At 62.3% G+C, this 22,873-nt stretch carries 18 protein-coding genes; 16 read left to right on the top strand and 2 right to left on the bottom strand.

What is annotated here, in order from left to right:
* Nucleotides 1–79: 79 nt before the first annotated feature.
* From ettA to siaD, 5 genes are all read left to right on the top strand, one after another.
* Complete coding sequence (ettA, locus tag ACQKEK_RS19160) at nt 80–1,747, top strand: energy-dependent translational throttle protein EttA (RefSeq protein ID WP_499143325.1); 1,668 nt, start codon at nt 80–82, stop codon at nt 1,745–1,747.
* Between the two features lie 152 nt (nt 1,748–1,899).
* Nucleotides 1,900–3,891: a biofilm regulation protein phosphatase SiaA gene (gene siaA / locus ACQKEK_RS19165; protein ID WP_499143323.1), complete on the top strand. Its 1,992-nt coding sequence runs from the start codon at nt 1,900–1,902 to the stop codon at nt 3,889–3,891.
* 28 nt (nt 3,892–3,919) lie between these two features.
* Nucleotides 3,920–4,465 (top strand): biofilm regulation protein kinase SiaB, encoded by a 546-nt coding sequence (gene siaB / locus ACQKEK_RS19170; RefSeq protein WP_499143321.1) that lies wholly within the window; start codon nt 3,920–3,922, stop codon nt 4,463–4,465.
* 20 nt (nt 4,466–4,485) lie between these two features.
* Nucleotides 4,486–4,863 carry a biofilm regulation phosphoprotein SiaC gene (gene siaC / locus ACQKEK_RS19175; protein ID WP_499143320.1) on the top strand — a complete coding sequence of 126 codons (378 nt, stop codon included), beginning with the start codon at nt 4,486–4,488 and terminating at the stop codon, nt 4,861–4,863.
* A gap of 9 nt (nt 4,864–4,872) precedes the next feature.
* Nucleotides 4,873–5,658 carry a biofilm regulation diguanylate cyclase SiaD gene (gene siaD / locus ACQKEK_RS19180; RefSeq protein WP_499143319.1) on the top strand — a complete coding sequence of 262 codons (786 nt, stop codon included), beginning with the start codon at nt 4,873–4,875 and terminating at the stop codon, nt 5,656–5,658.
* 196 nt (nt 5,659–5,854) lie between these two features.
* On the opposite strand, the gene gbca is transcribed toward siaD, so the two are convergent.
* On the bottom strand, nt 5,855–7,144 hold the full coding sequence (gene gbca / locus ACQKEK_RS19185; RefSeq protein WP_499143317.1) for a glycine betaine monooxygenase oxygenase subunit: 1,290 nt from the start codon (nt 7,142–7,144) through the stop codon (nt 5,855–5,857).
* Nucleotides 7,145–7,540: 396 nt separating this feature from the next.
* On the opposite strand from gbca, the gene gbcB reads away from it, so the two are divergent.
* The 8 genes from gbcB to fdhA all read left to right on the top strand — a co-directional run bounded on the left by gbcB (nt 7,541) and on the right by fdhA (nt 18,134).
* Nucleotides 7,541–8,641 (top strand): glycine betaine monooxygenase reductase subunit, encoded by a 1,101-nt coding sequence (gbcB, locus tag ACQKEK_RS19190; protein ID WP_064481461.1) that lies wholly within the window; start codon nt 7,541–7,543, stop codon nt 8,639–8,641.
* Between the two features lie 475 nt (nt 8,642–9,116).
* Entirely contained in the window at nt 9,117–10,370 is a 1,254-nt protein-coding gene (glyA, locus tag ACQKEK_RS19195; protein WP_499143315.1) for a serine hydroxymethyltransferase, read from the top strand.
* 120 nt (nt 10,371–10,490) lie between these two features.
* On the top strand, nt 10,491–11,741 hold the full coding sequence (locus ACQKEK_RS19200) for a sarcosine oxidase subunit beta family protein (protein WP_064481459.1): 1,251 nt from the start codon (nt 10,491–10,493) through the stop codon (nt 11,739–11,741).
* A 55-nt stretch (nt 11,742–11,796) separates the two neighbouring features.
* Entirely contained in the window at nt 11,797–12,123 is a 327-nt protein-coding gene (locus tag ACQKEK_RS19205; RefSeq protein WP_101152642.1) for a sarcosine oxidase subunit delta, read from the top strand.
* Complete coding sequence (locus ACQKEK_RS19210; RefSeq protein ID WP_499143313.1) at nt 12,120–15,152, top strand: sarcosine oxidase subunit alpha; 3,033 nt, start codon at nt 12,120–12,122, stop codon at nt 15,150–15,152. Before ACQKEK_RS19205 ends, ACQKEK_RS19210 begins: the two co-directional genes overlap by 4 nt.
* A gap of 83 nt (nt 15,153–15,235) precedes the next feature.
* Nucleotides 15,236–15,865, top strand: a complete 630-nt coding sequence (locus ACQKEK_RS19215; protein ID WP_499143311.1) for a sarcosine oxidase subunit gamma — start codon at nt 15,236–15,238, stop codon at nt 15,863–15,865.
* A gap of 124 nt (nt 15,866–15,989) precedes the next feature.
* On the top strand, nt 15,990–16,847 hold the full coding sequence (purU, locus tag ACQKEK_RS19220; protein ID WP_499143309.1) for a formyltetrahydrofolate deformylase: 858 nt from the start codon (nt 15,990–15,992) through the stop codon (nt 16,845–16,847).
* An 87-nt stretch (nt 16,848–16,934) separates the two neighbouring features.
* Nucleotides 16,935–18,134: a formaldehyde dehydrogenase, glutathione-independent gene (gene fdhA / locus ACQKEK_RS19225; protein WP_064481454.1), complete on the top strand. Its 1,200-nt coding sequence runs from the start codon at nt 16,935–16,937 to the stop codon at nt 18,132–18,134.
* Between the two features lie 167 nt (nt 18,135–18,301).
* Here fdhA and ACQKEK_RS19230 read toward each other — a convergent pair whose 3' ends face one another.
* Nucleotides 18,302–18,766, bottom strand: coding sequence for a thioesterase family protein (locus tag ACQKEK_RS19230; protein ID WP_499143307.1), 465 nt, complete (start codon nt 18,764–18,766; stop codon nt 18,302–18,304).
* A gap of 265 nt (nt 18,767–19,031) precedes the next feature.
* Here ACQKEK_RS19230 and ACQKEK_RS19235 point away from each other — a divergent pair, with 265 nt between their 5' ends.
* The 3 genes from ACQKEK_RS19235 (at nt 19,032) to dgcA (ending at nt 22,841) form a co-directional block, all read left to right on the top strand.
* A complete protein-coding gene (locus tag ACQKEK_RS19235; protein ID WP_499143305.1) occupies nt 19,032–20,009 on the top strand; it encodes a dipeptidase in 978 nt (325 codons plus the stop codon).
* A 144-nt stretch (nt 20,010–20,153) separates the two neighbouring features.
* Nucleotides 20,154–20,684, top strand: a complete 531-nt coding sequence (locus ACQKEK_RS19240) for a 4-vinyl reductase (protein ID WP_064481451.1) — start codon at nt 20,154–20,156, stop codon at nt 20,682–20,684.
* 96 nt (nt 20,685–20,780) lie between these two features.
* Nucleotides 20,781–22,841 carry a dimethylglycine demethylation protein DgcA gene (gene dgcA, locus ACQKEK_RS19245; RefSeq protein WP_064481450.1) on the top strand — a complete coding sequence of 687 codons (2,061 nt, stop codon included), beginning with the start codon at nt 20,781–20,783 and terminating at the stop codon, nt 22,839–22,841.
* Nucleotides 22,842–22,873 lie beyond the last annotated feature (32 nt).

Below are 22,873 nucleotides of genomic sequence, written 5' to 3' on the forward strand. Positions count from 1 at the left end.
TAGCTTTGCGAGTTCGGTTCGACCCGCCCACAGCGGCGGGATTCGCCTCACTTTTTCCTCGTCACGGGCACTCGTCTCCATGGCTCAATACGTCTACACCATGCATCGGCTCGGCAAAGTCGTTCCACCGAAGCGTGAAATTCTCAAGAACATTTCCCTGTCCTTCTTCCCCGGCGCCAAGATCGGTGTGCTGGGTCTCAACGGTTCGGGCAAGTCCACCCTGCTTAAGATCATGGCCGGGGTCGATAAAGAATTCGACGGCGAAGCGCGGGCGATGCCCGAGCTGAATGTCGGCTATCTGCCGCAGGAGCCGGAGCTCGACCCGAACAAGACGGTTCGCGAAGTCGTGGAAGAAGCCGTCAGCAGCATCAAGGATGCCCAGGCGCGCCTGGACGAAGTCTACGCCGCCTACGCTGAGCCGGATGCCGATTTCGACAAGCTGGCCGCCGAACAAGCCAAGCTCGAAGCGATCCTGCAGGCCAGCGACGGCCACAACCTCGAGCGCCAGCTGGAAGTCGCCGCCGACGCCCTGCGCCTGCCGCCATGGGACGCCAAGGTCGAGCATCTGTCCGGTGGCGAAAAGCGCCGCGTGGCGCTGTGCCGTCTGTTGCTCTCGGCCCCCGACATGCTGCTGCTGGACGAACCAACCAACCACCTGGACGCCGACTCGGTGGCCTGGCTGGAACACTTCCTCCACGACTTCACCGGCACCGTCGTCGCGATCACCCACGATCGCTACTTCCTGGACAACGTCGCCGGCTGGATCCTCGAACTCGACCGCGGCCAGGGCATCCCCTACGAGGGCAACTACTCCGGCTGGCTGGAAGCCAAATCTAACCGCCTGGCGCAGGAATCCAAGCAGCAATCGGCCCATGAAAAGGCCATGAAGGAAGAACTGGAGTGGGTGCGTAAAGGCGCCAAGGCTCGCCAGGCCAAGTCCAAAGCCCGTCTGCAACGCTTCGAGGAACTGCAGTCGCAGGAATTCCAGAAGCGCAGCGAAACCAACGAGATCTACATTCCGGCCGGTGCGCGCCTGGGTGACAAGGTCATCGACTTCCACAACGTGACCAAGGGCTACGGCGATCGGGTACTGATCGACGACCTCTCGTTCAGCATGCCCAAGGGCGCCATCGTTGGCGTGATCGGCGGCAACGGTGCGGGCAAGTCGACGCTGTTCCGCATGATCATGGGCAAGGAACAGCCGGATTCGGGCAGCATCGAGATTGGCGATACGGTGCAGGTGGCCTGTGTCGATCAGAGCCGCGAAGATCTCGACGGCAGCAAGAGCGTGTGGGAAGCAGTGTCCGACGGCGCCGACATGATCCGTATCGGCAACTACGAAGTTCCGTCACGCACTTACGTAGGGCGTTTCAACTTCAAGGGCGGTGACCAGCAGAAGTTCGTCAAGGATCTCTCCGGCGGTGAGCGCGGTCGCCTGCACCTGGCGCTGACGCTCAAAGAAGGCGCCAACGTACTGCTGCTCGACGAACCCTCCAATGACCTCGACGTGGAAACCTTGCGCTCACTCGAAGAGGCGCTGCTGGATTTCCCCGGCGCCGCCATCGTGATCTCCCACGATCGCTGGTTCCTCGACCGCGTCGCCACGCACATCCTTTCTTATGAGGATGACGGCAGCATCGTGTTCTTCGAAGGTAACTACACCGAGTACGAAGCCGATCGCAAGAAGCGCCTCGGCGATGCCGCCTCCCAGCCGCATCGGGTGAAATACAAGAAGCTTGCCCAGTAGCATCAACCGCGGAGCCGAAAGGCTCCGTTTTTGTGTGGCGAAGCGCCTCTGGTGGCAACTTGCCCAATACCGGATAATCGCACTTTTTCGACGCTTGGCACGACACTTGGCTGTCAGGTCGGCAGCAATCGCAAGGGAAGGTCACGGTCACCATGGCAGCACTGGGATTACGCGGCAAATCACTGCTGGCGTTGCTATTGACCTTCCTGCTGGCAATCGGGGTGGCTGTACTGGTTGGCCGCGAAGCATTGCAGGGCGTGCAAAGCCGCTTTGGCGAAGCCTATGCGCGCAACGTGGTTCAGCTCAACCGTGAACGACTGTTCGCACCGGTCACGCGGGAACTGGCGCTGGCGCAGCGGCTGGCGGAATCAGAGATTACCCGCGCCTGGCTGCTCGATGAGAATGATCCGGTCAAGCGAGAGTTATTTTTCCGCGAAGCGGCTGGCTATCAGCGGGCACTCAGTGACCACTCCTACTTCGCCGCATCGGCAGCCTCCAATCGCTACTACTCCAACGACGACCAACAACCTCCCAGCAAGGCGCCCCGCTATGAGATGAAGCCCGATGCGCCGGAAGACGAGTGGTTCTATGTGACCCTGCGTTCGGACGCGCCCTATCATCTCAATGTCGACCGCTCGGCCGTCAGCGGCGACCTGAAGATCTGGTTCAACATCGTGGTCCGTGATGGCGGTCGCCCGCTCGGCATCGTCGGCTCCGGGATCAGCCTGAACGCGTTCGTCACCCAGTTCATCGAAGAAGACAAGACCGGCGTCGAGTCGATGGTGCTCGACAGCCACGGCTCGATCCTGGTCCACCCCAACCATAATCTCGTCACCCTGAACGCCGACACCTCGCAGGGTCGCTCGCTGTCCACTAGCCTGCTTGGCCTGCTCGACGATATCGACCAGGCCAAGGCGCTGCGCCAGGCGATGAGCTACGGCCGCGAACATCCTGGCGAGACGGCCACGTTGAAGGTGAGCCTCGATGGCGAGCCTCGCCTGCTGGCCCTGACCTGGATTCCGGAACTGCAATGGTTCGTCGCCAGCGCCGTGGATCTGCGAACCGCCCAAGTCATCGAGCTGAAGCCCCTGCTACCCGCCCTCGGTGCTGTATTGCTGCTGTTGCTGCTGCTGATTGCAGTTGGCGCCTGGCTGGTCGATCGCCGTGTGCTGAGCCCGTTGCGGCAACTGCGCAAGAGCGCCCAGGCTATCGCCGCTGGACAATACAACGCGCCGCTGCCGACCGATCGGGATGACGAGATCGGCGAGCTTAGCGCTGCGTTTCGCAGCATGGCGCTGAAAATCCATAGCCACACCAGCGAGCTTGAAAGTCGTGTCAACGAGCGCACGCGGGAGTTGCAGCAGGCCAACCGCGACATGGCCGCCGCACATAAAAAGATCGACGACTCGATCGACTACGCCAGCCTGATCCAGCACGCCATCCTGCCCAAGCGCCAGTTGGTGGCCGACCTCGACGAACGCCACGCCGTGCTCTGGCATCCCCGCGACGTGGTTGGCGGCGACTTCTACGTCTATCGCGCCACCGAGCAAGGTTGCCTGCTCGGCGTGGTCGACTGCGCCGGCCATGGCGTGCCCGGCGCGCTGATGACCATGCTCGCTCATGCCGCAATCGAACAGGCAATTGCCGACGCCGGGCCCGCCGACCCAGCCGCCGTCCTCGCGCGTACCGATGGCATCGTGCGCAAGATGCTGCGTGACGACTCAACCCAACACGCCCTCGCCACCAACATGGATGTGGGCCTCGCCTACGTCGACTTCCAGCGTCGTCTGGTGGTCTATGCTGGCGCCAAGATCGCGCTCTACTACAGCGATGGCGAACGCCTCGACGAATTACCAGCCGGGCGCCGCGCCATCGGCGACCGACGCATCGGCGAATATCAGAATGCTGAGGTAGAGTTGCAGCCCGGGCGAACCTTCTACCTGGCCACCGATGGCTTCCTCGATCAGGCGGGTGGTGAGCTGGGCTATGGATTCGGCAACAGCCGCTTCGCCGAGATGATCCTGCGGCATGCCCGCCTCCCTATGGGCGAACAGGGTGCGGCGTTCAAAGCGACCCTGGACGAGTATCAGGGCGATTACCCCCAGCGTGACGACATTACGATGTTGTGTTTCCGTTTCGATTGAGCGCCATCCACCGGAGTTGAGTTGCCCCATGGAAACCCTTGACCTGTTCGCCATGCGCGAAAGCTACAACCGACAGCAGATCATGCTGTGCTTCAACGGCCCGATCTCGCGCAGCCTGATCGAGGAAATCGGCAATGCGCTGCGTAACTACCTCGCCGCTGATCATGCCAACCCATCGTCGGCAATGGATGTTTTTGCGGTCTACATCGAGATGACCCAGAACATCCGCCACTACGCCAAGGTCCGTAACTGGGCCGACCAGGAAGCGGGCGCCACGGTCGTGGTCGCACGCAACGATGCCGACGGCCGCTATGTGGTGTCCGCCGGCAACCTGATCGAAACGGCCGATGGCGAAGCCCTGATCGCCAGCATCGAAGAGCTGGCCCGCCTGGACAAGGCGCAACTCAAGGCTCGTTACAAAGAACAGTTGCGCAAGCCACGCGAAGACAACAGTGCCAGCGGCGCAGGACTCGGCCTGATCGACATTGCCCGCAAATCCAGCGAACCGCTGAAAGCGTCGCTGCAAACCGTCGCCAACGGCCGCTCGTTCATCAGCCTGAGCGCGGTCATCTGACTTACAAGAGCCAACTGCACATGAATGATTTCTCCATCGCCGGCAGCCAGTCATCGCCATCCATTCAGTCCGACTGGGAAAACGGCGTGCTCGCCATGCAAGGCGACTCCTACCCGGAAAACTCCTATGAATTGTTCCACCAAGTCATCGAGTGGATCGAAGGCTACCTGGCGGAAGCCGGCCGTCCGCTGCGCCTGGAACTGCATCTGCTGTACCTCAATACCAGCAGCATCAAGGCCGTGATGGACATCTTCGACATGCTCGAGGCCGCCCATCAAGAGGGAAAGGCGGTGGCCGTCAACTGGCACTATGATCGCCGCAACGAGCGTGTGGTGGAGTTGGCCGAAGAGTTCAAGGAAGACTGCACCTTTCCATTCATGATCCTCAGCCACGATTAGAAGGTTCTTATGCGCGGACAGAATCCGCTGGAAAGCCAGGTTGTGGAATCGCTGTCCGATCCACAGAACCAAGGCCATCCACTGCATGAAACGCTGAGCCAGTTGTGGGAAGCACACCACAGCCTACTCAACCGCATCGAACGGATTGCCCGAGTTTCTGACGGGTACCAGAGCATCGTGCGTGACCGCGAAATGACCCTCTCGGCACGCTTCGACAAGCAGCTCCGACAGCTGGAGAAAGTCGCACGCATTTCCGATCGCTATCAGACGATTTTGCGTGATCTGAACATCGCTCTGAAAGAAGCCTCTACCCATGATGCCCTTACCGGCATCGCCAACCGGCGCTTGCTCACCGAGCGATTGCGTGAAGAAACCGAACGGGCCAAGCGCTATTCGCGGCCGCTGTGTGTGGTCATGGTCGACATCGACCGCTTCAAGGCCATCAATGATGATTACGGGCACGAAGTGGGCGACAACGTGCTGATGGAAGTGGTGCGGGTGATGGAGGCGGAGATACGCGAGCATGACCTCTGCGGCCGCTGGGGCGGCGAAGAATTCCTCCTGTTGATGCCGGAGACCTCCACCGAAAACGCGGTCCGGGTGATCGAGCGTTTGCGTGAAGCCGTCGCCAAGCTGCGGGTGCGCGTCAATGACGACTCGTTGTCGGTCACGGTGAGCCTGGGCATGGCGCAGCTAAGAGCCGATGAAAACTATTCGAGCACCATCAACCGCGCCGACGTGGCGCTGCTGCGGGCAAAGCGCAACGGCCGTGACCGCTACGAGCTGGCGGACTGACCGTACAACACTTCGCATTGGCAGCGCTCAGGCGCTCGAGAAACGCCGGTTTGCCGCTCGGTCCGGCGTTCCCCATCGCCCAGCGCAATACCGCTGGCGACCTTCTGTTCATCGGCGAGATGAATCTCATCGCAACCAGGAAGTACCGGTAGCGCACCCGCCAGCAGGCAGGCACGCCACCGGATAACGCCAGCGCTTACTCGTTGATCTGCTTCAGGTAGCTCGCAGGCTCGGCGCCGAGGTTGTTCAGCATGCGCTCGCTGTACCAGTCGATGAAGTTGACCACACCGAACTCGTAGGTCTTCGAGTAAGGGCCGGGCTGATAGGCCGTCGAGTTGATTCCGCGCTGGTTCTCTTCCGCGAGGCGACGGTCCTGGTCGTTGGTCGCGTCCCACACCTGACGCAGGCGCGCCACGTCGTAGTCGACACCTTCGACCGCGTCCTTGTGGACGATCCACTTGGTGGTAACCATGGTCTCCTGGGCGCTGATCGGCCACACGGTAAAGACGATCACGTGATCGCCCATGCAGTGGTTCCAGGAATGCGGCAGATGGAGAATACGCATGGAACCAAGATCGGGGTTCTGGATGCGACCCATGAGTTTCTTGCTGCCTTGCTTGCCGTCCATGGTCATCGAGACCGTGCCCTTGAGCAACGGCATGCGCACGATGCGGTTACGCAGGCCAAAGCTGGCGTGAGCATAGGGAATCTTCTCGGCGTCCCACTTGGCGGCGGAATCAGCGACGTGATCCTTGAACGCCTGGCTGGCCCGTGGATCGGTGACGTCGTCCCACTCCAGCAAGGTATTGAGCAATTCCGGGTGCGCGCCGTTGCAGTGGTAGCACTCGCGGTTGTTTTCCAGCACCAGCTTCCAGTTGGCCTTTTCCACCAGGGTGCTCTGCACCGCCACCTTGGCGTTCTCCATGTCGTACGGTTCCATGTAATGCGACAGGGTGGCCAGGAAGTCGTCGATCGCTGGCGGGTTCTCGGCCAGGGAAATGAAGATGTAGCCGCCAGCCGTCTTGCACTGCACCGGCTTCAGCCCGTACTGGTTGAGATCGAAGTCAGCGCCCATCTCGGTGCCGGCGAACAGCAGCCGACCGTCCAGCTCGTAGGTCCACTGATGGTAGGGGCACACCAGCTTGGCAACTTTGCCCTTGTCGCTGGTGCACAGCCGTGAACCACGATGACGGCAGACGTTATGGAAGGCATGGACCGCACCTTCCGCACCGCGCACGACCAGGATTGGATTGGTGCCGATCTGCAAGGTCAGGAAGTTGCCCTTCGCTGGTATTTCGCAGGTCATGCCGGCGATCAACCATTCCTTATGGAAGATCTCCTGCATGTCGATCTGGAACAGGCGTTCATCGCTATAGAACGGCTGCGCCAGAGAAAAACTCGGCTCGCGTGCCTGCAACATCTCGGCCGTGGCTTTGCGCGCGGCTTCGAGTGGATCGCCCAGGCTCAGGTTGGAAGTGACATCCATCGGTTGCTCCTCAAGCCGGCCGCGCCTTGCAGGCGTCTGTGGCTGGCGACAAAAGTGGCTATTCGGTTAAGACGCAAGGCGGCGAGCCGGACAGTATTAGCGCCGTCAAATAGAGAAGCGGCTCCAGCGAATCACCCCCCTGCTCGGCTGGGACCGAGTGTGTCGCGGCGCAAGAGGCAAACCTTATCCATGGGCGACAGGCGCGCATCAGTTTCCGACGCGCAAACGCCCATGACATCGGGCTGGTCGCGATAAGCATGCCGATGTCGCGGGTAGGTAAGTGACGCCGCGGCGCGTTACGCACAATTCTGTGCCATGAGGGCTATGCGGCGTGCAGTCGCAGTCCCCGCAAAGGGGCCCAACGGGTCGATGTAGCAGCGCGCAATCGAGGTGAGCATGTCCAGTAATTTCCTCAATCCGGTCAATACCCAGACATGGACCAACGGCCGCCATCTGGTGCGCTGCGTGAAGGTGATCCAGGAAACCTGGGATGTCCGCACCTTCTGTTTCATGTCCGATCAACCAATCATGTACTTTTTCAAGCCGGGCCAGTTCGTGACCCTCGAGCTTGAAATCGACGGGCAGCAGGTGATGCGTTCCTACACCATCGCCAGCTCACCCTCGGTGCCTTACAGCTTCTCGGTGACGATCAAGCGCATCCCCGGCGGCAAGGTATCCAACTGGCTGCACGACAACCTCAGTGAGGGTGATCAGCTACCGGTGCACGGCCCCGTCGGGTTGTTCAACGCCATCGACTTCCCGACAGAGAAAGCCCTTTTTCTGTCCGGCGGAGTCGGGATCACACCGGTCATGTCGATGGCCCGCTGGTACTTCGACACCAATGCCAACGTCGACATGGTGTTCGTCCACAGCGCGCGCTCGCCGAAGGACATCATCTTTCACCGCGAGCTGGAGCACATGGCCTCGCGGGTCAACAACTTCAGCCTGCACATCATTTGCGAGAAACACGGCATGGGCGAGGCCTGGGCCGGTTATCGCGGCTACCTCGACCAGCGCATGCTGGAGCTGATCGCGCCGGACTTCGCCGACCGGGAGATCTTCTGCTGCGGACCGACCCCGTACATGAACGCGGTCAAGCGACTGCTGCAGGCCAATGGCTTCGACATGCAGCACTATCACGAGGAGTCCTTCGGTGCGACGCCGGCAGACGTGCGCGAAGACGTCAAGGAACTGGCCGAACAGGCAGCCGAGGCGCCCGATGTACCGCTTGCCGACCTGAATCAGGTGGAGTTCACCGCGACCGGCAAGAGCATTCGCGTCGGCCCGCGCGACACCGTCCACTCGGCCGCCGCGCAGCTCGGCCTGCACATCCCCAAGGCCTGCGGTATGGGCATCTGCGGTACCTGCAAGGTATTGAAGACCTCCGGCGAGGTGGTCATGGAGCACAACGGCGGCATCACCGATGAGGACGTGGCCGAGGGCTATATCCTGTCGTGCTGCAGCGTGCCACAGGGCGACGTGGTCATCGACTACTGAGCCAGGGCTGCACGGGCGGAGCCAGTCCCCCCGCGCAGCATCCCCAGCACGACCCCGGCCGCTGCGCTGCAATCGACAGGCAGCGTAGCGCCGGTTCATCACGCAGGTCGCTCAGAGAAGCGACCTGTTCGACTGGCTGATTCGCCGGCCACAGCCAGCGCATCACCTCGCAATCGGCCCCTCTGACACCTCACCCCTGCCCCATCGCGACCCTCGTCGCCCCTGCTTTACCCCATCCAACCCAACGCACAAGCGACTACTCCGCTGCGCAATCGGCGCGCACAAACGGCCAGCCGGCGTGCGCGACCGATTACTTGCGCGAGATTTCCGAGAGCGACGACAGCATGTCGCAAACGAACTCCCGCAAGACGCAGGCAGGCATCTTCCCGGCAAGGCCCAGCCCTACCATCGCATCCAGACACACCAAGGCCTTAACCGAGGCGAATGGCGCCGTTGCGCCTTTAGGAGATCCGCGATGTTCAGCAAGCAAGACAAAATCCAGGGCTATGACGACGTACTTCTGGCGGCGATGGATGCCGAGGAAACGCGTCAGGAACATCACATCGAACTGATCGCCTCGGAAAACTACACCAGCAAGCGCGTGATGCAGGCCCAGGGCAGCGGGCTAACCAACAAGTACGCCGAAGGCTATCCGGGCAAGCGTTACTACGGTGGTTGCGAGCACGTCGACAAGGTCGAGCAGCTGGCCATCGATCGCGCCAAGCAACTGTTCGGCGCCGATTTCGCCAACGTCCAGCCGCACTCGGGTTCCTCGGCCAACAGCGCCGTCTACCTGGCGCTGCTCAACGCAGGCGACACCATTCTCGGCATGAGCCTAGCCCATGGCGGCCACCTGACCCACGGTGCCAAGGTCAGCTCGTCCGGCAAGCTGTACAACGCCGTTCAGTACGGCATCAACACCGACACCGGCCTGATCGACTACGACGAGGTCGAGCGCCTCGCGGTCGAGAGCAAGCCGAAGATGATCGTTGCCGGCTTCTCTGCCTACTCGAAGACCCTGGACTTCCCGCGGTTCCGCGCCATCGCCGACAAGGTCGGTGCATTGCTCTTCGTCGATATGGCCCACGTGGCAGGCCTGGTGGCCGCCGGCCTTTATCCGAACCCGATTCCGTTTGCCGACGTGGTCACAACCACCACCCACAAGACCCTTCGTGGCCCGCGGGGCGGCCTGATTCTGGCCCGCGCCAATGCCGATATCGAGAAGAAGCTCAACTCTGCGGTCTTCCCGGGTGCTCAAGGCGGCCCGCTGATGCACGTCATTGCGGCAAAGGCGGTGTGCTTCAAGGAAGCGCTGGAGCCTGGTTTCAAGGATTACCAGCAGCAGGTGATCACTAACGCCCAGGCCATGGCCAAGGTATTCATCGAACGTGGCTTCGACGTGGTCTCCGGCGGTACCGATAACCATCTGTTTCTGGTCAGTCTGATCAAGCAGGGCATCACCGGTAAGGACGCAGACGCTGCACTAGGTCGCGCCGGCATTACCGTCAACAAGAACGCCGTACCCAACGACCCGCAATCGCCGTTCGTCACATCCGGGCTACGGATCGGAACACCGGCCATCACCACCCGAGGACTCAAGGAAGACCAGAGCGTCGAGCTCGCGGGCTGGATCTGCGACATCCTCGATCACCTCGGTGATGACGATGTCGAGGCCCAGGTGGCTCGCCAGGTCGCCGGGCTGTGCGCCGACTATCCGGTGTACCGCTGATTCGTGAGGTGGAAGGCGCTGCTGCCTTCCACCGCCAGTTGTTAGTGGATCGCTGAGGGGGTGACCCCGCTACGAGTCGCAAAACCGCTTCGAGGCGGTCGTTTTTCAGGAGCATTCGACATGCAACGTTATTCCGGCTTCGGCCTGCTCAAGCACTCATTCAGCCATCACGAAAACTGGCAGCGCATGTGGCGCAACCCCAAGCCCAAGCCGGTATATGACGTAGTCATCGTCGGCGGCGGTGGCCATGGCCTGGCCACGGCTTATTACCTGGCGAAAGTGTTCGGCGTTAAGAACGTCGCCGTAATCGAGAAAGGCTGGTTGGGCGGCGGCAATACCGCACGCAACACCACCATCGTGCGTTCCAACTACCTATGGGACGAATCGGCGCGACTCTACGAGCATGCGATGAAGCTCTGGGAAGGCCTGTCTCAGGACATCAACTACAACGTGATGTTTTCCCAGCGCGGCGTGTTCAACCTGGGCCACACGCTGCAGGACATGCGCGACATCGAGCGCCGGGTCAGTGCCAACCGCCTCAACGGCGTCGACGGCGAAGTGGTGGATGCCAGGCAGGTGGCAGAGATGATCCCCCACCTCGACTGCTCGAAGAACACCCGCTACCCGATACTCGGCGCGTCGCTACAGCGCCGCGGCGGCGTTGCCCGTCACGATGCGGTTGCCTGGGGCTATGCCCGCGCCGCCGACGCGCTGGGCGTCGATCTGATCCAGCAAACCGAGGTGATCGGCTTCCGCAAGGAAAACGGCGTATGCATCGGCGTTGAAACCAACAAGGGCTTCATTGGCGGCAAGCGCGTCGGCGTGGTCACTGCCGGTAACTCCGGACACATGGCCAAGCTTGCCGGCTTCCGCCTGCCGATCGAGTCCCATCCGCTGCAGGCGCTGGTATCCGAGCCGATCAAGCCGATTATCGACACCGTGATCATGTCCAACGCGGTACACGGTTATATCAGCCAGTCGGACAAAGGCGACCTGGTCATCGGCGCTGGCATCGACAGCTATGTCGGTTACGGTCAGCGTGGCTCCTACCCCACCATCGAACACACGCTGCAGGCGATCGTCGAGATGTTCCCGATCCTCTCGCGGGTGCGCATGAATCGCCAATGGGGCGGCATCGTCGATACCACCCCAGACGCCTGCCCGATCATCGCCAAGACACCAGTAAAGAACCTGTTCTTCAACTGCGGTTGGGGTACCGGCGGCTTCAAGGCCACGCCGGGCTCGGGTCACGTCTTTGCCGCCAGCCTGGCCAAGGGCGAAATGCACCCGTTGGCCAAGGCGTTCTCGATCGAGCGCTTCTACAACGGCGCGCTGATCGACGAACACGGCGCGGCTGGGGTCGCACACTGATTTTGTGCCCCTCCGCCGGCGGCGGAGGGATGTAGGTTTTCTGGAGGTACCGACCATGCTGCATATTTTCTGCCCTCACTGTGGCGAATTGCGCTCCGAAGAAGAGTTCCACGCCGGCGGCCAAGCCCACATCCCCCGCCCGCTGGACCCGAACGCCTGCACCGATGAGGAATGGGGCGAGTACCTGTTCTTCCGCGACAACCCGCGCGGCATCCACCACGAGCTGTGGATCCACGCTGCGGGTTGCCGCCAGTACTTCAACGTCACCCGTCACACGGTGAGCTACGAAATTCTAGAAACCTACAAGATCGGCGAGCAGCCCAGCGTGACCGAGGCTTCGCTCGCTGCGAAGAAGGCTGTCGACCAAGGAGTAACGGCATGAGCCAGGTCAATCGTCTTTCCCAGGGTGGCCGCATCGACCGCGGCCAGCCCCTGACCTTCAGCTTCAATGGCGAAACCTATCAGGGCTTCGTCGGTGACACCCTGGCCGCTGCGTTGCTGGCCAACGGTGTCGATGTGGTGGGTCGCAGCTTTAAGTACTCACGTCCGCGCGGTATCGTCGCCGCTGGCGCCGAGGAGCCAAATGCCGTGCTGCAGCTCGGTGGTACCGAAGCTGCGCAGATCCCCAACGTACGTGCCACTCAGCAAGCGCTATACGCCGGCCTGACCGCCAACAGCGTGAACGGCTGGCCGAGTGTCAACACCGACCTGATGGGCATTCTCGGCAAGGTCGGCGGCGGGATGATGCCGCCCGGCTTCTACTACAAGACCTTCATGTACCCGCAGAACCTCTGGCTGACCTACGAGAAGTACATTCGTAAGGCCGCAGGCCTGGGGCGCGCACCCCTGGCCAATGATCCGGACAGCTACGATCACTTGAACCAGCACTGCGACGTGCTGGTGGTCGGTGCCGGCCCTGCTGGTCTGGCCGCGGCGCTCGCCGCCGGTCGCAGTGGCGCAAGGGTGATCCTGGCCGACGAGCAGGAAGAGTTTGGAGGCAGCCTGCTCGCCACACGCGAGACGCTCGACGACAAGCCCGCTGCCGACTGGGCCGCCAGCGCCATCGCCGAACTGGAAACAATGCCGGAAGTGACGCTGTTGCCGCGCGCTACCGTGACCGGCTACCACGACCACAACTTCCTCACCATTCACCAGCGCCTGGCCGACCACCTCGGTGAGGTAGCGCCCATGGGGGCGTTTGGACAGCGAATCGTCCGTCAGCGCATGCACCGCGTAAGGGCCAAGCGTGTGGTGCTGGCGACCGGCGCCCATGAGCGTCCACTGGTCTATTCGAACAACGACGTGCCCGGCAACATGCTCGCCGATGCGGTTTCCACCTACGTGCGCCGCTATGGCGTGGCGCCTGGCCGTCAGCTGGTTTTGTCGACCACAAACGATTACGCCTACCGTGTGGTGCTCGACTGGTTGGACGCGGGCCATCAGGTGGTTGCCGTTGCCGATGCGCGCAGCAATCCACGTGGTGCCTGGGTCGAGGAAGCACGCCGGCGCGGCGTACGCATTCTCGCCAGCAGCGCAGTGGTCGAAGCGCGCGGTAGCAAGCGGGTCACTGGCGCACGCATCTGTGCAATCGATATCGCCAGCCACAAAGTCACCAGCTCAGGCGAAGTGGTCGATTGCGACCTGATTGCCAGCTCCGGCGGCTACAGCCCCGTGGTCCATCTCGCCTCTCACCTTGGTGGGCGTCCGACCTGGCGCGAAGACATTCTTGCCTTCGTTCCCGGCGAGGGCTTCCAGCAGCGCAGCTGCGCTGGCGCGGTGAATGGCGTGTTTGTCCTCGGCGATGCCCTCGCCGATGGCTTCGAGGCCGGTGCCAAGGCAGCCGCCGACACTGGCTTCGGGGCGGTCACCAGCAACCTGCCGAAGGTCGAACAACGCGTCCAGGAAGCGAGCGTCGCGCTGTTCCAGGTGCCCCATGAAAAGCCCACTGAGCGTGCGCCCAAGCAGTTCGTTGACCTGCAGAACGATGTCACCGCGGCGGGTATCGTGCTCGCCACCCGCGAAGGCTTCGAGTCGGTCGAGCATGTAAAGCGCTACACCGCTCTGGGTTTCGGTACCGACCAGGGCAAGCTCGGCAACATCAACGGCCTGGCCATTGCCGCCCATTCGATGGGCATCAGCATCGCCCAGATGGGCACGACGATGTTCCGCCCGAACTACACCCCGGTCACCTTCGGTGCCGTCGCCGGTCGTCACTGTGGCGAGCTGTTCGAGCCCAAGCGCTACACCGCCATGCAGAAATGGCACCTGGAGAACGGTGCCGAGTTCGAGGACGTCGGCCAGTGGAAGCGTCCTTGGTACTTCCCCAAGAAGGGTGAAGACCTGCATGCCGCGGTGGCCCGCGAGTGCCTGGCCGTGCGTAACGAAGTGGGCATTCTCGATGCCTCCACCCTGGGCAAGATCGATATCCAGGGCCCGGATGCGCGCGAGTTCCTCAACCGCGTCTACACCAACGCCTGGACCAAGCTGGATGTGGGCAAAGCCCGTTACGGCCTGATGTGCAAGGAAGACGGCATGGTCTTCGACGACGGCGTGACTGCCTGCCTTGCCGACAACCACTTCCTCATGACCACCACCACCGGCGGCGCCGCACGGGTGATGGAATGGCTGGAGATCTACCACCAGACCGAGTGGCCGGAGCTGAAGGTGTACTTCACCTCGGTCACCGATCACTGGGCAACCATGACGCTGACCGGCCCCAACAGCCGCAAGCTGCTGGCCGAGGTCACCGACATCGATCTGGACAAGGAAGCCTTCCCCTTCATGACCTGGAAGGAAGGCAAGGTAGGCGGCGTTCCGGCACGGGTGTTCCGCATCTCCTTCACCGGTGAGCTGAGCTACGAAGTCAACGTCCAGGCTGACTATGCGCTGGATGTGTGGGAGCAGGTCATCGAGGCGGGCAAGAAGCACGGCCTGACGCCTTACGGCACCGAGACCATGCACGTCCTGCGCGCCGAGAAGGGCTTCATCATCATTGGCCAGGACACCGATGGCTCAGTGACCCCGGACGACCTGAACATGGGCTGGTGTGTCGGCCGTACCAAGCCGTTCTCCTGGATCGGCTGGCGTGGCATGAACCGCGAGGATTGCCTCAAGGAAAACCGCAAGCAGCTGGTCGGCCTGAAACCGCTGGATCCGAAGAAGGTACTGCCCGAGGGCGCGCAGCTGGTATTCGATCCCAAGCAGCCCATCCCGATGACCATGGTGGGCCACGTGACCTCCAGCTACATGAGCGCAGCCATGGGGTATTCCTTCGCCATGGCCCTGGTCAAGGGCGGCCTCAAGCGCATCGGCGAGCGGGTCTACGCGCCGCTGGTCGATGGCAGCGTGATCGAGGCCGAGATCGTCAGCTCGGTGTTCTACGACCCCAAAGGCGAGCAGCAGAACGTGTGAGGTGAACGTGAGGCTGGCGCGCCAGCCTCACACTCGGTACACCCGGAATTCTACGGCGCCCCAGGGCGCCAGGCAGGTAAACCATGACCGCAGTGAACGTGTACAAACAACGTCCGGACAACATCCAAGGGCAATCGCCGTTGCACCACGCTGGCCTGAAAGAGCTGGTCGGCAAGGGCCGCGCCGGCGCCGGCATTCGCCTGCGGGAAAAGAAGCTGCGCGGGCACCTGTCCTTGCGCGGCGATGCACACGACCCGGCCTTCGTCAAAGGCGTTAACCAAGCGATCGGAATGGAACTGCCGGTCGCGCTGACGCTGGTGGCCAACGGCGAGACCTCGCTGCAGTGGATGGGCCCGGACGAGTGGCTGCTGATCGTGCCGCAGGGCGAGGAATTCGCCACCGAACAGCGCTTGCGCGACGCGCTGGCCGGCCAGCACATCCAAGTGGTCAATGTCAGCGGCGGGCAAACCCTGGTCGAACTCTCCGGCGAAAAGGTGCGCGAGCTGCTGATGAAGTCGACGCCCTACGACGTGCATCCGAGCAACTTCCCGGTGGGCAAGGCGGTGGGCACCCATTTCGCCAAGAGCCAACTGGTGATCCGGCGCACCGGCGAGGAGGTCTGGGAACTGGTGGTGCGCCGCAGCTTCGCTGACTACATCTGGCTCTGGCTGCAGGACGCCAGCGCAGAGTACGGGCTGGCGATCGAGGCGTGAGACTACTTTCAGCCTGCTCCGTTAAGCGTGAGGGCGAACCTTTGCAGGCTGAACAGAGCAGGCGCCGCCCCTCGGGCGCGGCGCTTGGCGCCAACCTGAGTTTGTGCAGCATTCGGAGAACACCATGAGCCGCACGCCCGACACCTGGATCCTTACCGCACACAGCCCTAGCCTGCTTGGCACGGTCGACGTGGTGACCCGCTACCTGTTCGAACAGGGCTGCTACGTCACCGAGCACCACAGCTTCGACGATCGGCTGGTCAGCCGCTTCTTCATCCGCGTCGAGTTCCGTGCACCTGACGGTTTTGACGAGGCGCAGTTCCGCACCGGCCTGATCGATCGCGTCACGCCGTTCGAGATGCATACCGAGCTGACACCGCCGGGCTACCGGGCCAAGGTGGTGATCATGGTGTCCAAGTCAGATCATTGCCTGAACGACCTGCTCTACCGCCAGCGTATCGGCCAATTGCCGATGGATATCGCCGCGGTGGTCTCCAACCATCCGGATCTGGAACCCCTGGCGCGCTGGCACGGCATTCCCTATCACCACTTCCCGCTCGATCCGCACGACAAGCCGGCCCAGGAACGCCAGGTGTTACAGGTGGTCGAGGACAGCGGGGCGGAGCTGGTGGTGCTTGCACGCTACATGCAGGTGCTCTCACCCGAGCTCTGCCGCACGCTCGACGGGCGCGCCATCAACATCCACCACTCGTTGCTGCCCGGTTTCAAAGGCGCCAAGCCCTACCATCAGGCGTACCAGAAAGGCGTCAAGCTGGTCGGCGCAACTGCGCACTTCATCAATAACGACCTCGACGAAGGACCGATCATCGCCCAGGGCGTCGAGCCGGTGGACCACACACACTATCCCGAAGACCTGATCGCCAAGGGCCGTGACATCGAATGCCTGACCCTGGCCAAGGCGGTCGGCTATTTCCTCGAACGCCGGGTATTCCTGCACGCCAACCGAACGGTGGTGCTGTAGGTCCCAGTCGCAATTTGATAGCTCCACTACAAGCCCGCGTGACCTCCCGTCGCGCCTTGTATTCACAAAAACAAAGGAGAAAGGCAGATGGCTGACAATCGTGGCGTCGTTTACCTCGGCGCAGGCAAGGTCGAAGTCCAGAAAATCGACTATCCGAAGATGCAGGACCCCCGCGGACGCAAGATCGAGCATGGTGTGATCCTGCGCGTCGTTTCCACCAACATCTGCGGCTCGGACCAGCACATGGTGCGCGGCCGCACCACCGCCCAGGTCGGCCTGGTGCTCGGTCACGAGATTACCGGCGAAGTCATCGAGAAAGGCAGCGATGTCGAGCACCTGCAGATCGGCGACCTGGTCTCGGTACCCTTCAACGTCGCCTGCGGCCGTTGCCGTTCCTGTAAGGAACAGCACACCGGCGTCTGCCTGACCGTCAACCCGGCGCGTGCCGGCGGCGCTTACGGCTACGTCGACATGGGCGACTGGACCGGTGGCCAGGCCGAATACGTGCTGGTCCCCTATGCCGACTTCAACCTGCTCAAGCTGCCCAACCGCGATAAGGCGATGGAAAAGATTCGCGACCTGACCTGCCTGTCGGACATCCTGCCCACCGGCTACCACGGCGCAGTTACCGCCGGCGTCGGCCCCGGCAGCTCTGTGTACATCGCTGGCGCCGGCCCGGTCGGTCTGGCGGCTGCCGCCTCGGCGCGCCTGCTGGGCGCTGCGGTGGTCATCGTCGGTGACCTCAACCCGGCCCGTCTGGCCCACGCCAAGGCGCAAGGTTTCGAAATCGCCGACCTGTCGCTGGATACTCCGCTGCACGAGCAGATCGCCGCCCTGCTGGGCGAGCCGGAAGTCGATTGCGCGGTTGACTGCGTAGGCTTCGAGGCCCGTGGCCATGGCCATGAAGGCGCCAAGCACGAGGCTCCGGCCACTGTGCTCAACTCACTGATGGGTGTGGTTCGGGTCGCGGGCAAGATCGGTATTCCCGGTCTGTACGTCACAGAAGATCCGGGCGCAGTGGATGCCGCAGCCAAGATGGGCGCCCTGAGCATCCGCTTCGGTCTCGGCTGGGCCAAGTCGCACAGCTTCCACACCGGCCAGACTCCGGTCATGAAATACAACCGCGCCCTGATGCAGGCAATCATGTGGGACCGCATCAACATCGCCGAAGTGGTGGGCGTGCAGGTGATCAGCCTGGACCAAGCGCCCCAGGGCTATGGCGAGTTCGATGCCGGCGTGCCGAAGAAATTCGTCATTGACCCGCACAAGATGTTCAGCGCCGCCTGATCCGTCGCTAGCAGTTGTTTTGTCTTGCGGATCGGCGCCTGCAGGACGCTGATGTTGAGCACTTTGGGGAGCCTTTTGGCTCCCCCTTTTTTGGTGAGCATATCGCTAGCGTTTCAGTGCGGCCGAGGCATACCTGCCCCTGCACGCCCGGTCGCGCTCTCCCGCCCTCAGCCAGGCAAGCCGATGACCCGACCCATGTGAATGGGCCTGGGCAAGTCCTGCTGCGCCTCTTGCAACGCCTGCAGCTGCGCCAGCACCGCCTCATCGAACGGCGCCGAGCGACCTGCCTGTCGATCGATGTTGATCAGCATCTGCTCGTTGGCCGCCAGCAGGCGTTCCTCACCAACCCGATAAAGACCGTGGTAGACCTGCAGCCGCTTGCGGTCGTGATTCAGCAGCTGCGTGCGCACCTCTACCTCCGCCCCAAGCTTGACCTCGGCCAGGTAGTTCAGATGACACTCAAGGGTATACAGCGTATGCCCGCTGCGCTCGCGCCCGGCCTGGTCGAGGCCGATCCGATCCATCAACGCATCCGTGGCGAAGCTGAAGATCAGCAGGTAGAAGGCGTCGCGCAGGTGATTGTTGTAGTCGACCCACTCGGGGCGGATGGGGGTGCGATAGGTCGTGAGCATCCAAGGGTGTCCTTCGTTGAGTCGGTGTTTTCCGAGCGCGACCAATGTGCCGGAGATGGCCTACCGCCCGCACTGTAGCCGATAGCCGGTCGCCGCAGCGTGCGCCGGGATCAGCACTATGGCTGCCCCAGCGGCCTGGTTATCGCGTGTTGACGTTTTGAGCAATACCCCAGTCGTTTTTGCATCGGGACGACATCCCCCCCAGGGATAAGCTGCCGCCAAGCATCGACAAACGATTCGATGAGCCGCACTGGGGAGTTACCTGATGAACCCAACCGAACTGCACGCTGACAGCATCGTCATTGACGGTCTGATCATCGCCAAATGGAACCGCGAACTGTTCGAGGACATGCGCAAGGGTGGTTTGACGGCCGCCAACTGCACCGTCTCGGTATGGGAAGGGTTCCAGGCCACAGTCAACAACATCGCCGCCAGCCAGAAGCTGATCCGCGAAAACAGCGACCTGGTGATGCCGGTGCGCACCACCGCCGACATTCGTAAAGCCAAGGAACTGGGCAAGACAGGCATCCTGTTCGGCTTCCAGAACGCCCACGCCTTCGAGGACCAGCTCGGCTACGTCGAAGTGTTCAAGCAGCTCGGCGTCGGCATCGTGCAGATGTGCTACAACACCCAGAACCTGGTCGGCACCGGCTGCTACGAGCGCGACGGCGGGCTGTCCGGGTTCGGGCATGAGGTCGTCGCCGAGATGAACCGCGTCGGCATCATGTGCGACCTCTCCCACGTCGGCAGCAAGACCAGCGAGGAAGTCATCCTCGCGTCGGAAAAACCGGTCTGCTACTCGCATTGCCTGCCATCCGGCCTGAAAGAACACCCGCGCAACAAGTCCGACGAAGAACTGAAGTTCATCGCCGACCACGGCGGTTTCGTCGGCGTGACCATGTTCGCGCCCTTCCTGGCCAAGGGCATCGACTCGACCATCGACGACTACGCCGAGGCCATCGAGTACGTGATGAACATCGTTGGCGAAGACGCGATCGGCATCGGCACGGACTTCACCCAGGGCCACGACCAGACCTTCTTCGAGTGGCTGACCCACGACAAGGGTTATGCACGCCGCCTGACCAGCTTCGGCAAGATCGTCAACCCGCTGGGCATCCGCACCGTGGGCGAATTCCCCAACCTCACCGAGACCCTGCTCAAGCGCGGCATGCCCGAGCGCATTGTGCGCAAGGTGATGGGCGAAAACTGGGTACGCGTCCTGAAGGACGTCTGGGGCGAGTAAGCCTGACACGACACCCTAGGGTGGATCGGGACGCGTAGTTGACGCTGTTTTCATCCACCACCCCACCGCATGGTGACTGAACTTCCTGGTAGATGGATAACGCGCCATCCACCCTACACCAGACTTGAATTCGGAGTTATCCACATGTCCACCCACGCCCCCGAAATGCCCATCCAGGTCGACGACGAAACCGGCGTCTGGACCACCGACGCCCTGCCGATGCTCTACGTGCCGAGGCATTTCTTCGTCAACAACCACATCGGCATCGAGGAAGCGCTCGGCGCCGAGAAGTACGCCGAGATTCTCTACAAGGCTGGCTACAAGTCCGCCTGGCACTGGTGCGAGAAGGAAGCCGAATGCCACGGGCTGGTCGGTGTGGAAGTCTTCGAGCACTACATGAAGCGCCTTTCGCAGCGCGGTTGGGGCCTGTTCAAGATCGAGTCAATCGACCTGGACGCCGGCACCTGCGAGGTCCGCCTGGACCACTCGGCTTTCGTCTACGTCTACGGCAAATGCGGGCGTCCGGTGGATTACATGTTCACCGGCTGGTTCGCCGGCGCCATGGATCAGATTCTCCAAGCGCAGGGCAGCAGCATCCGTACCGTCGCCGAACAGGTCTACGGCGCCTCGCAGGAAGGCCACGACCACGGCCTGTTCCGCGTCAAACCACTCTAAAAAAAAGGTATGTGAGAGGGGCTTCGTGGCGACAGTATCGCCGCGCAAGCTCCCCACAAAGAAAACGCTAGGCTGCTTTTCCGTGAGGGTGCCGCAATGGCTTTCGAAGCAATGTTCCAGCCGATCCAGATCGGCAAACTGACCATCCGCAACCGCGTGATCAGCACCGCCCACGCCGAGGTCTACGCCACCGACGGCGGTATGACCACCGAGCGTTATGTGAAGTATTACGAAGAGAAAGCCAAGGGCGGCATCGGCCTGGCGATCTGTGGCGGCTCCTCGGTCGTCGCCATCGATAGCCCGCAGGAATGGTGGTCTTCGGTGAACCTGGCCACCGACCGGATCATCCCTCACTTCCAGAACCTGGCTGACGCCATGCACAAGCATGGCGCCAAGATCATGATCCAGATTACCCACATGGGCCGTCGCTCGCGCTGGGACGGCTTCAACTGGCCGACCCTGATGTCGCCGTCGGGTATTCGCGAACCCGTACACCGCGCCACCTGCAAGACCATCGAGCCGGAAGAGATCTGGCGCATCATCGGCAACTACGCTCAGGCCGCACGCCGCGCCAAGGAAGGCGGCCTGGACGGCGTCGAGCTGTCCGCCGTGCACCAGCACCTGATCGACCAGTTCTGGTCGCCGCGGGTGAACAAGCGTACCGACGAGTGGGGTGGCACCTTCGAAGGGCGCATGAAGTTCGGCCTGGAAGTGCTCAAGGCCGTGCGCGCCGAGGTGGGTGACGACTTCTGCGTCGGCATGCGCATCACCGGTGACGAGTTCCACCCGGACGGCCTCACCCATGAGGACATGAAAGAAATCGCCAAGTACTACGATGCCACCGGCATGGTCGACTTCTTCGGCGTGATCGGCTCGGGTTGCGACACCCACAACACCCTGGCCAACGTCATTCCAAACATGAGCTATCCGCCGGAGCCGTTCCTGCACCTGGCCGCCGGCATCAAGGAAGTGGTCAACGTCCCGGTCCTGCATGCGCAGAACATCAAGGACCCGAACCAGGCCCAGCGCATCCTCGAGGGCGGCTACGTGGACATGGTCGGCATGACCCGCGCCCACATCGCCGACCCGCACCTGATCGCCAAGATCAAGATGGGCCAGGTGGACCAGATCAAACAGTGTGTCGGCGCCAACTACTGCATCGACCGTCAGTATCAGGGTCTGGACGTGCTCTGTATCCAGAACGCGGCCACCAGCCGGGAATACATGGGCCTGCCGCACATCATCGAAAAATCCACCGGGCCCAAGCGCAAGGTGGTGATCGTTGGCGGTGGTCCGGCCGGTATGGAGGCCGCGCGCGTCGCCGCCGAACGCGGCCATGACGTCACCCTGTTCGAGAAAAAGGACAGCCTCGGCGGGCAGATCAACCTCGCCGCCAAGGCACCGCAACGTGACCAGATGGCGGGCATCACCCGCTGGTTCCAGCTGGAAATCGCACGCCTCGGCGTCGACCTTCGCCTGGGCACCGGTGCAGATTCGGAGACCATTCTCGATCTGCGTCCGGACATCGTGGTGCTGGCCAACGGCGGCCACCCGTTCATCGAGCAGAACGAGCATTGGGGTGCGGAAGAAGGCCTGGTCGTCAGCAGCTGGGACATCCTCGACGGCAAGGTGGCGCCCGGCAACAACGTGCTGGTCTACGACACCATCTGCGAGTTCACCGGCATGTCGGTGGCCGACTTCATCGCCGAGAAAGGCGCCAAGGTGGAAATCGTCACCGATGACATCAAGCCCGGCGTGGCGATTGGCGGCACCAGCTTCCCGACCTACTACCGCAGCCTGTACCCGAAGGAAGTGATCATGACCGGCGACCTGATGCTGGAAAAGGTCTACCGCGAGGGCGACAAGCTGGTTGCAGTGCTGGAGAACGAATACACCGGCGCACAGGAAGAGCGGGTGGTCGATCAGGTGGTGGTGGAGAACGGTGTGCGTCCTGACGAGCGCCTGTACTACGCACTCAAGGAAGGCTCGCGCAATAAGGGCCAGATCGACGTCGAGGCGTTGTTCGCGATCCAGCCGCAGCCCTGCCTTTCGCAGAGCGGCGACGGTTACCTGCTGTTCCGCATCGGCGACTGCGTGGCGCAACGCAACACCCACGCGGCGATCTATGACGCGCTACGGCTGTGCAAGGACTTTTAAGTCCAGCGCAACGTTGACGGTCTGACCCGGTC

The sequence above is a fragment of the Pseudomonas sp. NPDC077408 genome (assembly GCF_050269105.1).
Lineage (GTDB): Bacteria > Pseudomonadota > Gammaproteobacteria > Pseudomonadales > Pseudomonadaceae > Stutzerimonas.

Coding starts and splice junctions, on each gene's coding strand:
- ACQKEK_RS19205 (WP_101152642.1), top strand. CDS start 11,797: ATGCTGCATATTTTCTGCCCTCACTGTGGCGAATTGCGCTCCGAAGAA.
- dgcA (WP_064481450.1), top strand. CDS start 20,781: ATGGCTTTCGAAGCAATGTTCCAGCCGATCCAGATCGGCAAACTGACC.
- ACQKEK_RS19230 (WP_499143307.1), bottom strand. CDS start 18,766: ATGCTCACGACCTATCGCACCCCCATCCGCCCCGAGTGGGTCGACTAC.
- siaA (WP_499143323.1), top strand. CDS start 1,900: ATGGCAGCACTGGGATTACGCGGCAAATCACTGCTGGCGTTGCTATTG.
- siaC (WP_499143320.1), top strand. CDS start 4,486: ATGAATGATTTCTCCATCGCCGGCAGCCAGTCATCGCCATCCATTCAG.
- ACQKEK_RS19210 (WP_499143313.1), top strand. CDS start 12,120: ATGAGCCAGGTCAATCGTCTTTCCCAGGGTGGCCGCATCGACCGCGGC.
- ACQKEK_RS19240 (WP_064481451.1), top strand. CDS start 20,154: ATGTCCACCCACGCCCCCGAAATGCCCATCCAGGTCGACGACGAAACC.
- ACQKEK_RS19200 (WP_064481459.1), top strand. CDS start 10,491: ATGCAACGTTATTCCGGCTTCGGCCTGCTCAAGCACTCATTCAGCCAT.
- glyA (WP_499143315.1), top strand. CDS start 9,117: ATGTTCAGCAAGCAAGACAAAATCCAGGGCTATGACGACGTACTTCTG.
- gbca (WP_499143317.1), bottom strand. CDS start 7,144: ATGGATGTCACTTCCAACCTGAGCCTGGGCGATCCACTCGAAGCCGCG.
- ettA (WP_499143325.1), top strand. CDS start 80: ATGGCTCAATACGTCTACACCATGCATCGGCTCGGCAAAGTCGTTCCA.
- ACQKEK_RS19235 (WP_499143305.1), top strand. CDS start 19,032: ATGAACCCAACCGAACTGCACGCTGACAGCATCGTCATTGACGGTCTG.
- fdhA (WP_064481454.1), top strand. CDS start 16,935: ATGGCTGACAATCGTGGCGTCGTTTACCTCGGCGCAGGCAAGGTCGAA.
- ACQKEK_RS19215 (WP_499143311.1), top strand. CDS start 15,236: ATGACCGCAGTGAACGTGTACAAACAACGTCCGGACAACATCCAAGGG.
- siaB (WP_499143321.1), top strand. CDS start 3,920: ATGGAAACCCTTGACCTGTTCGCCATGCGCGAAAGCTACAACCGACAG.
- purU (WP_499143309.1), top strand. CDS start 15,990: ATGAGCCGCACGCCCGACACCTGGATCCTTACCGCACACAGCCCTAGC.
- siaD (WP_499143319.1), top strand. CDS start 4,873: ATGCGCGGACAGAATCCGCTGGAAAGCCAGGTTGTGGAATCGCTGTCC.
- gbcB (WP_064481461.1), top strand. CDS start 7,541: ATGTCCAGTAATTTCCTCAATCCGGTCAATACCCAGACATGGACCAAC.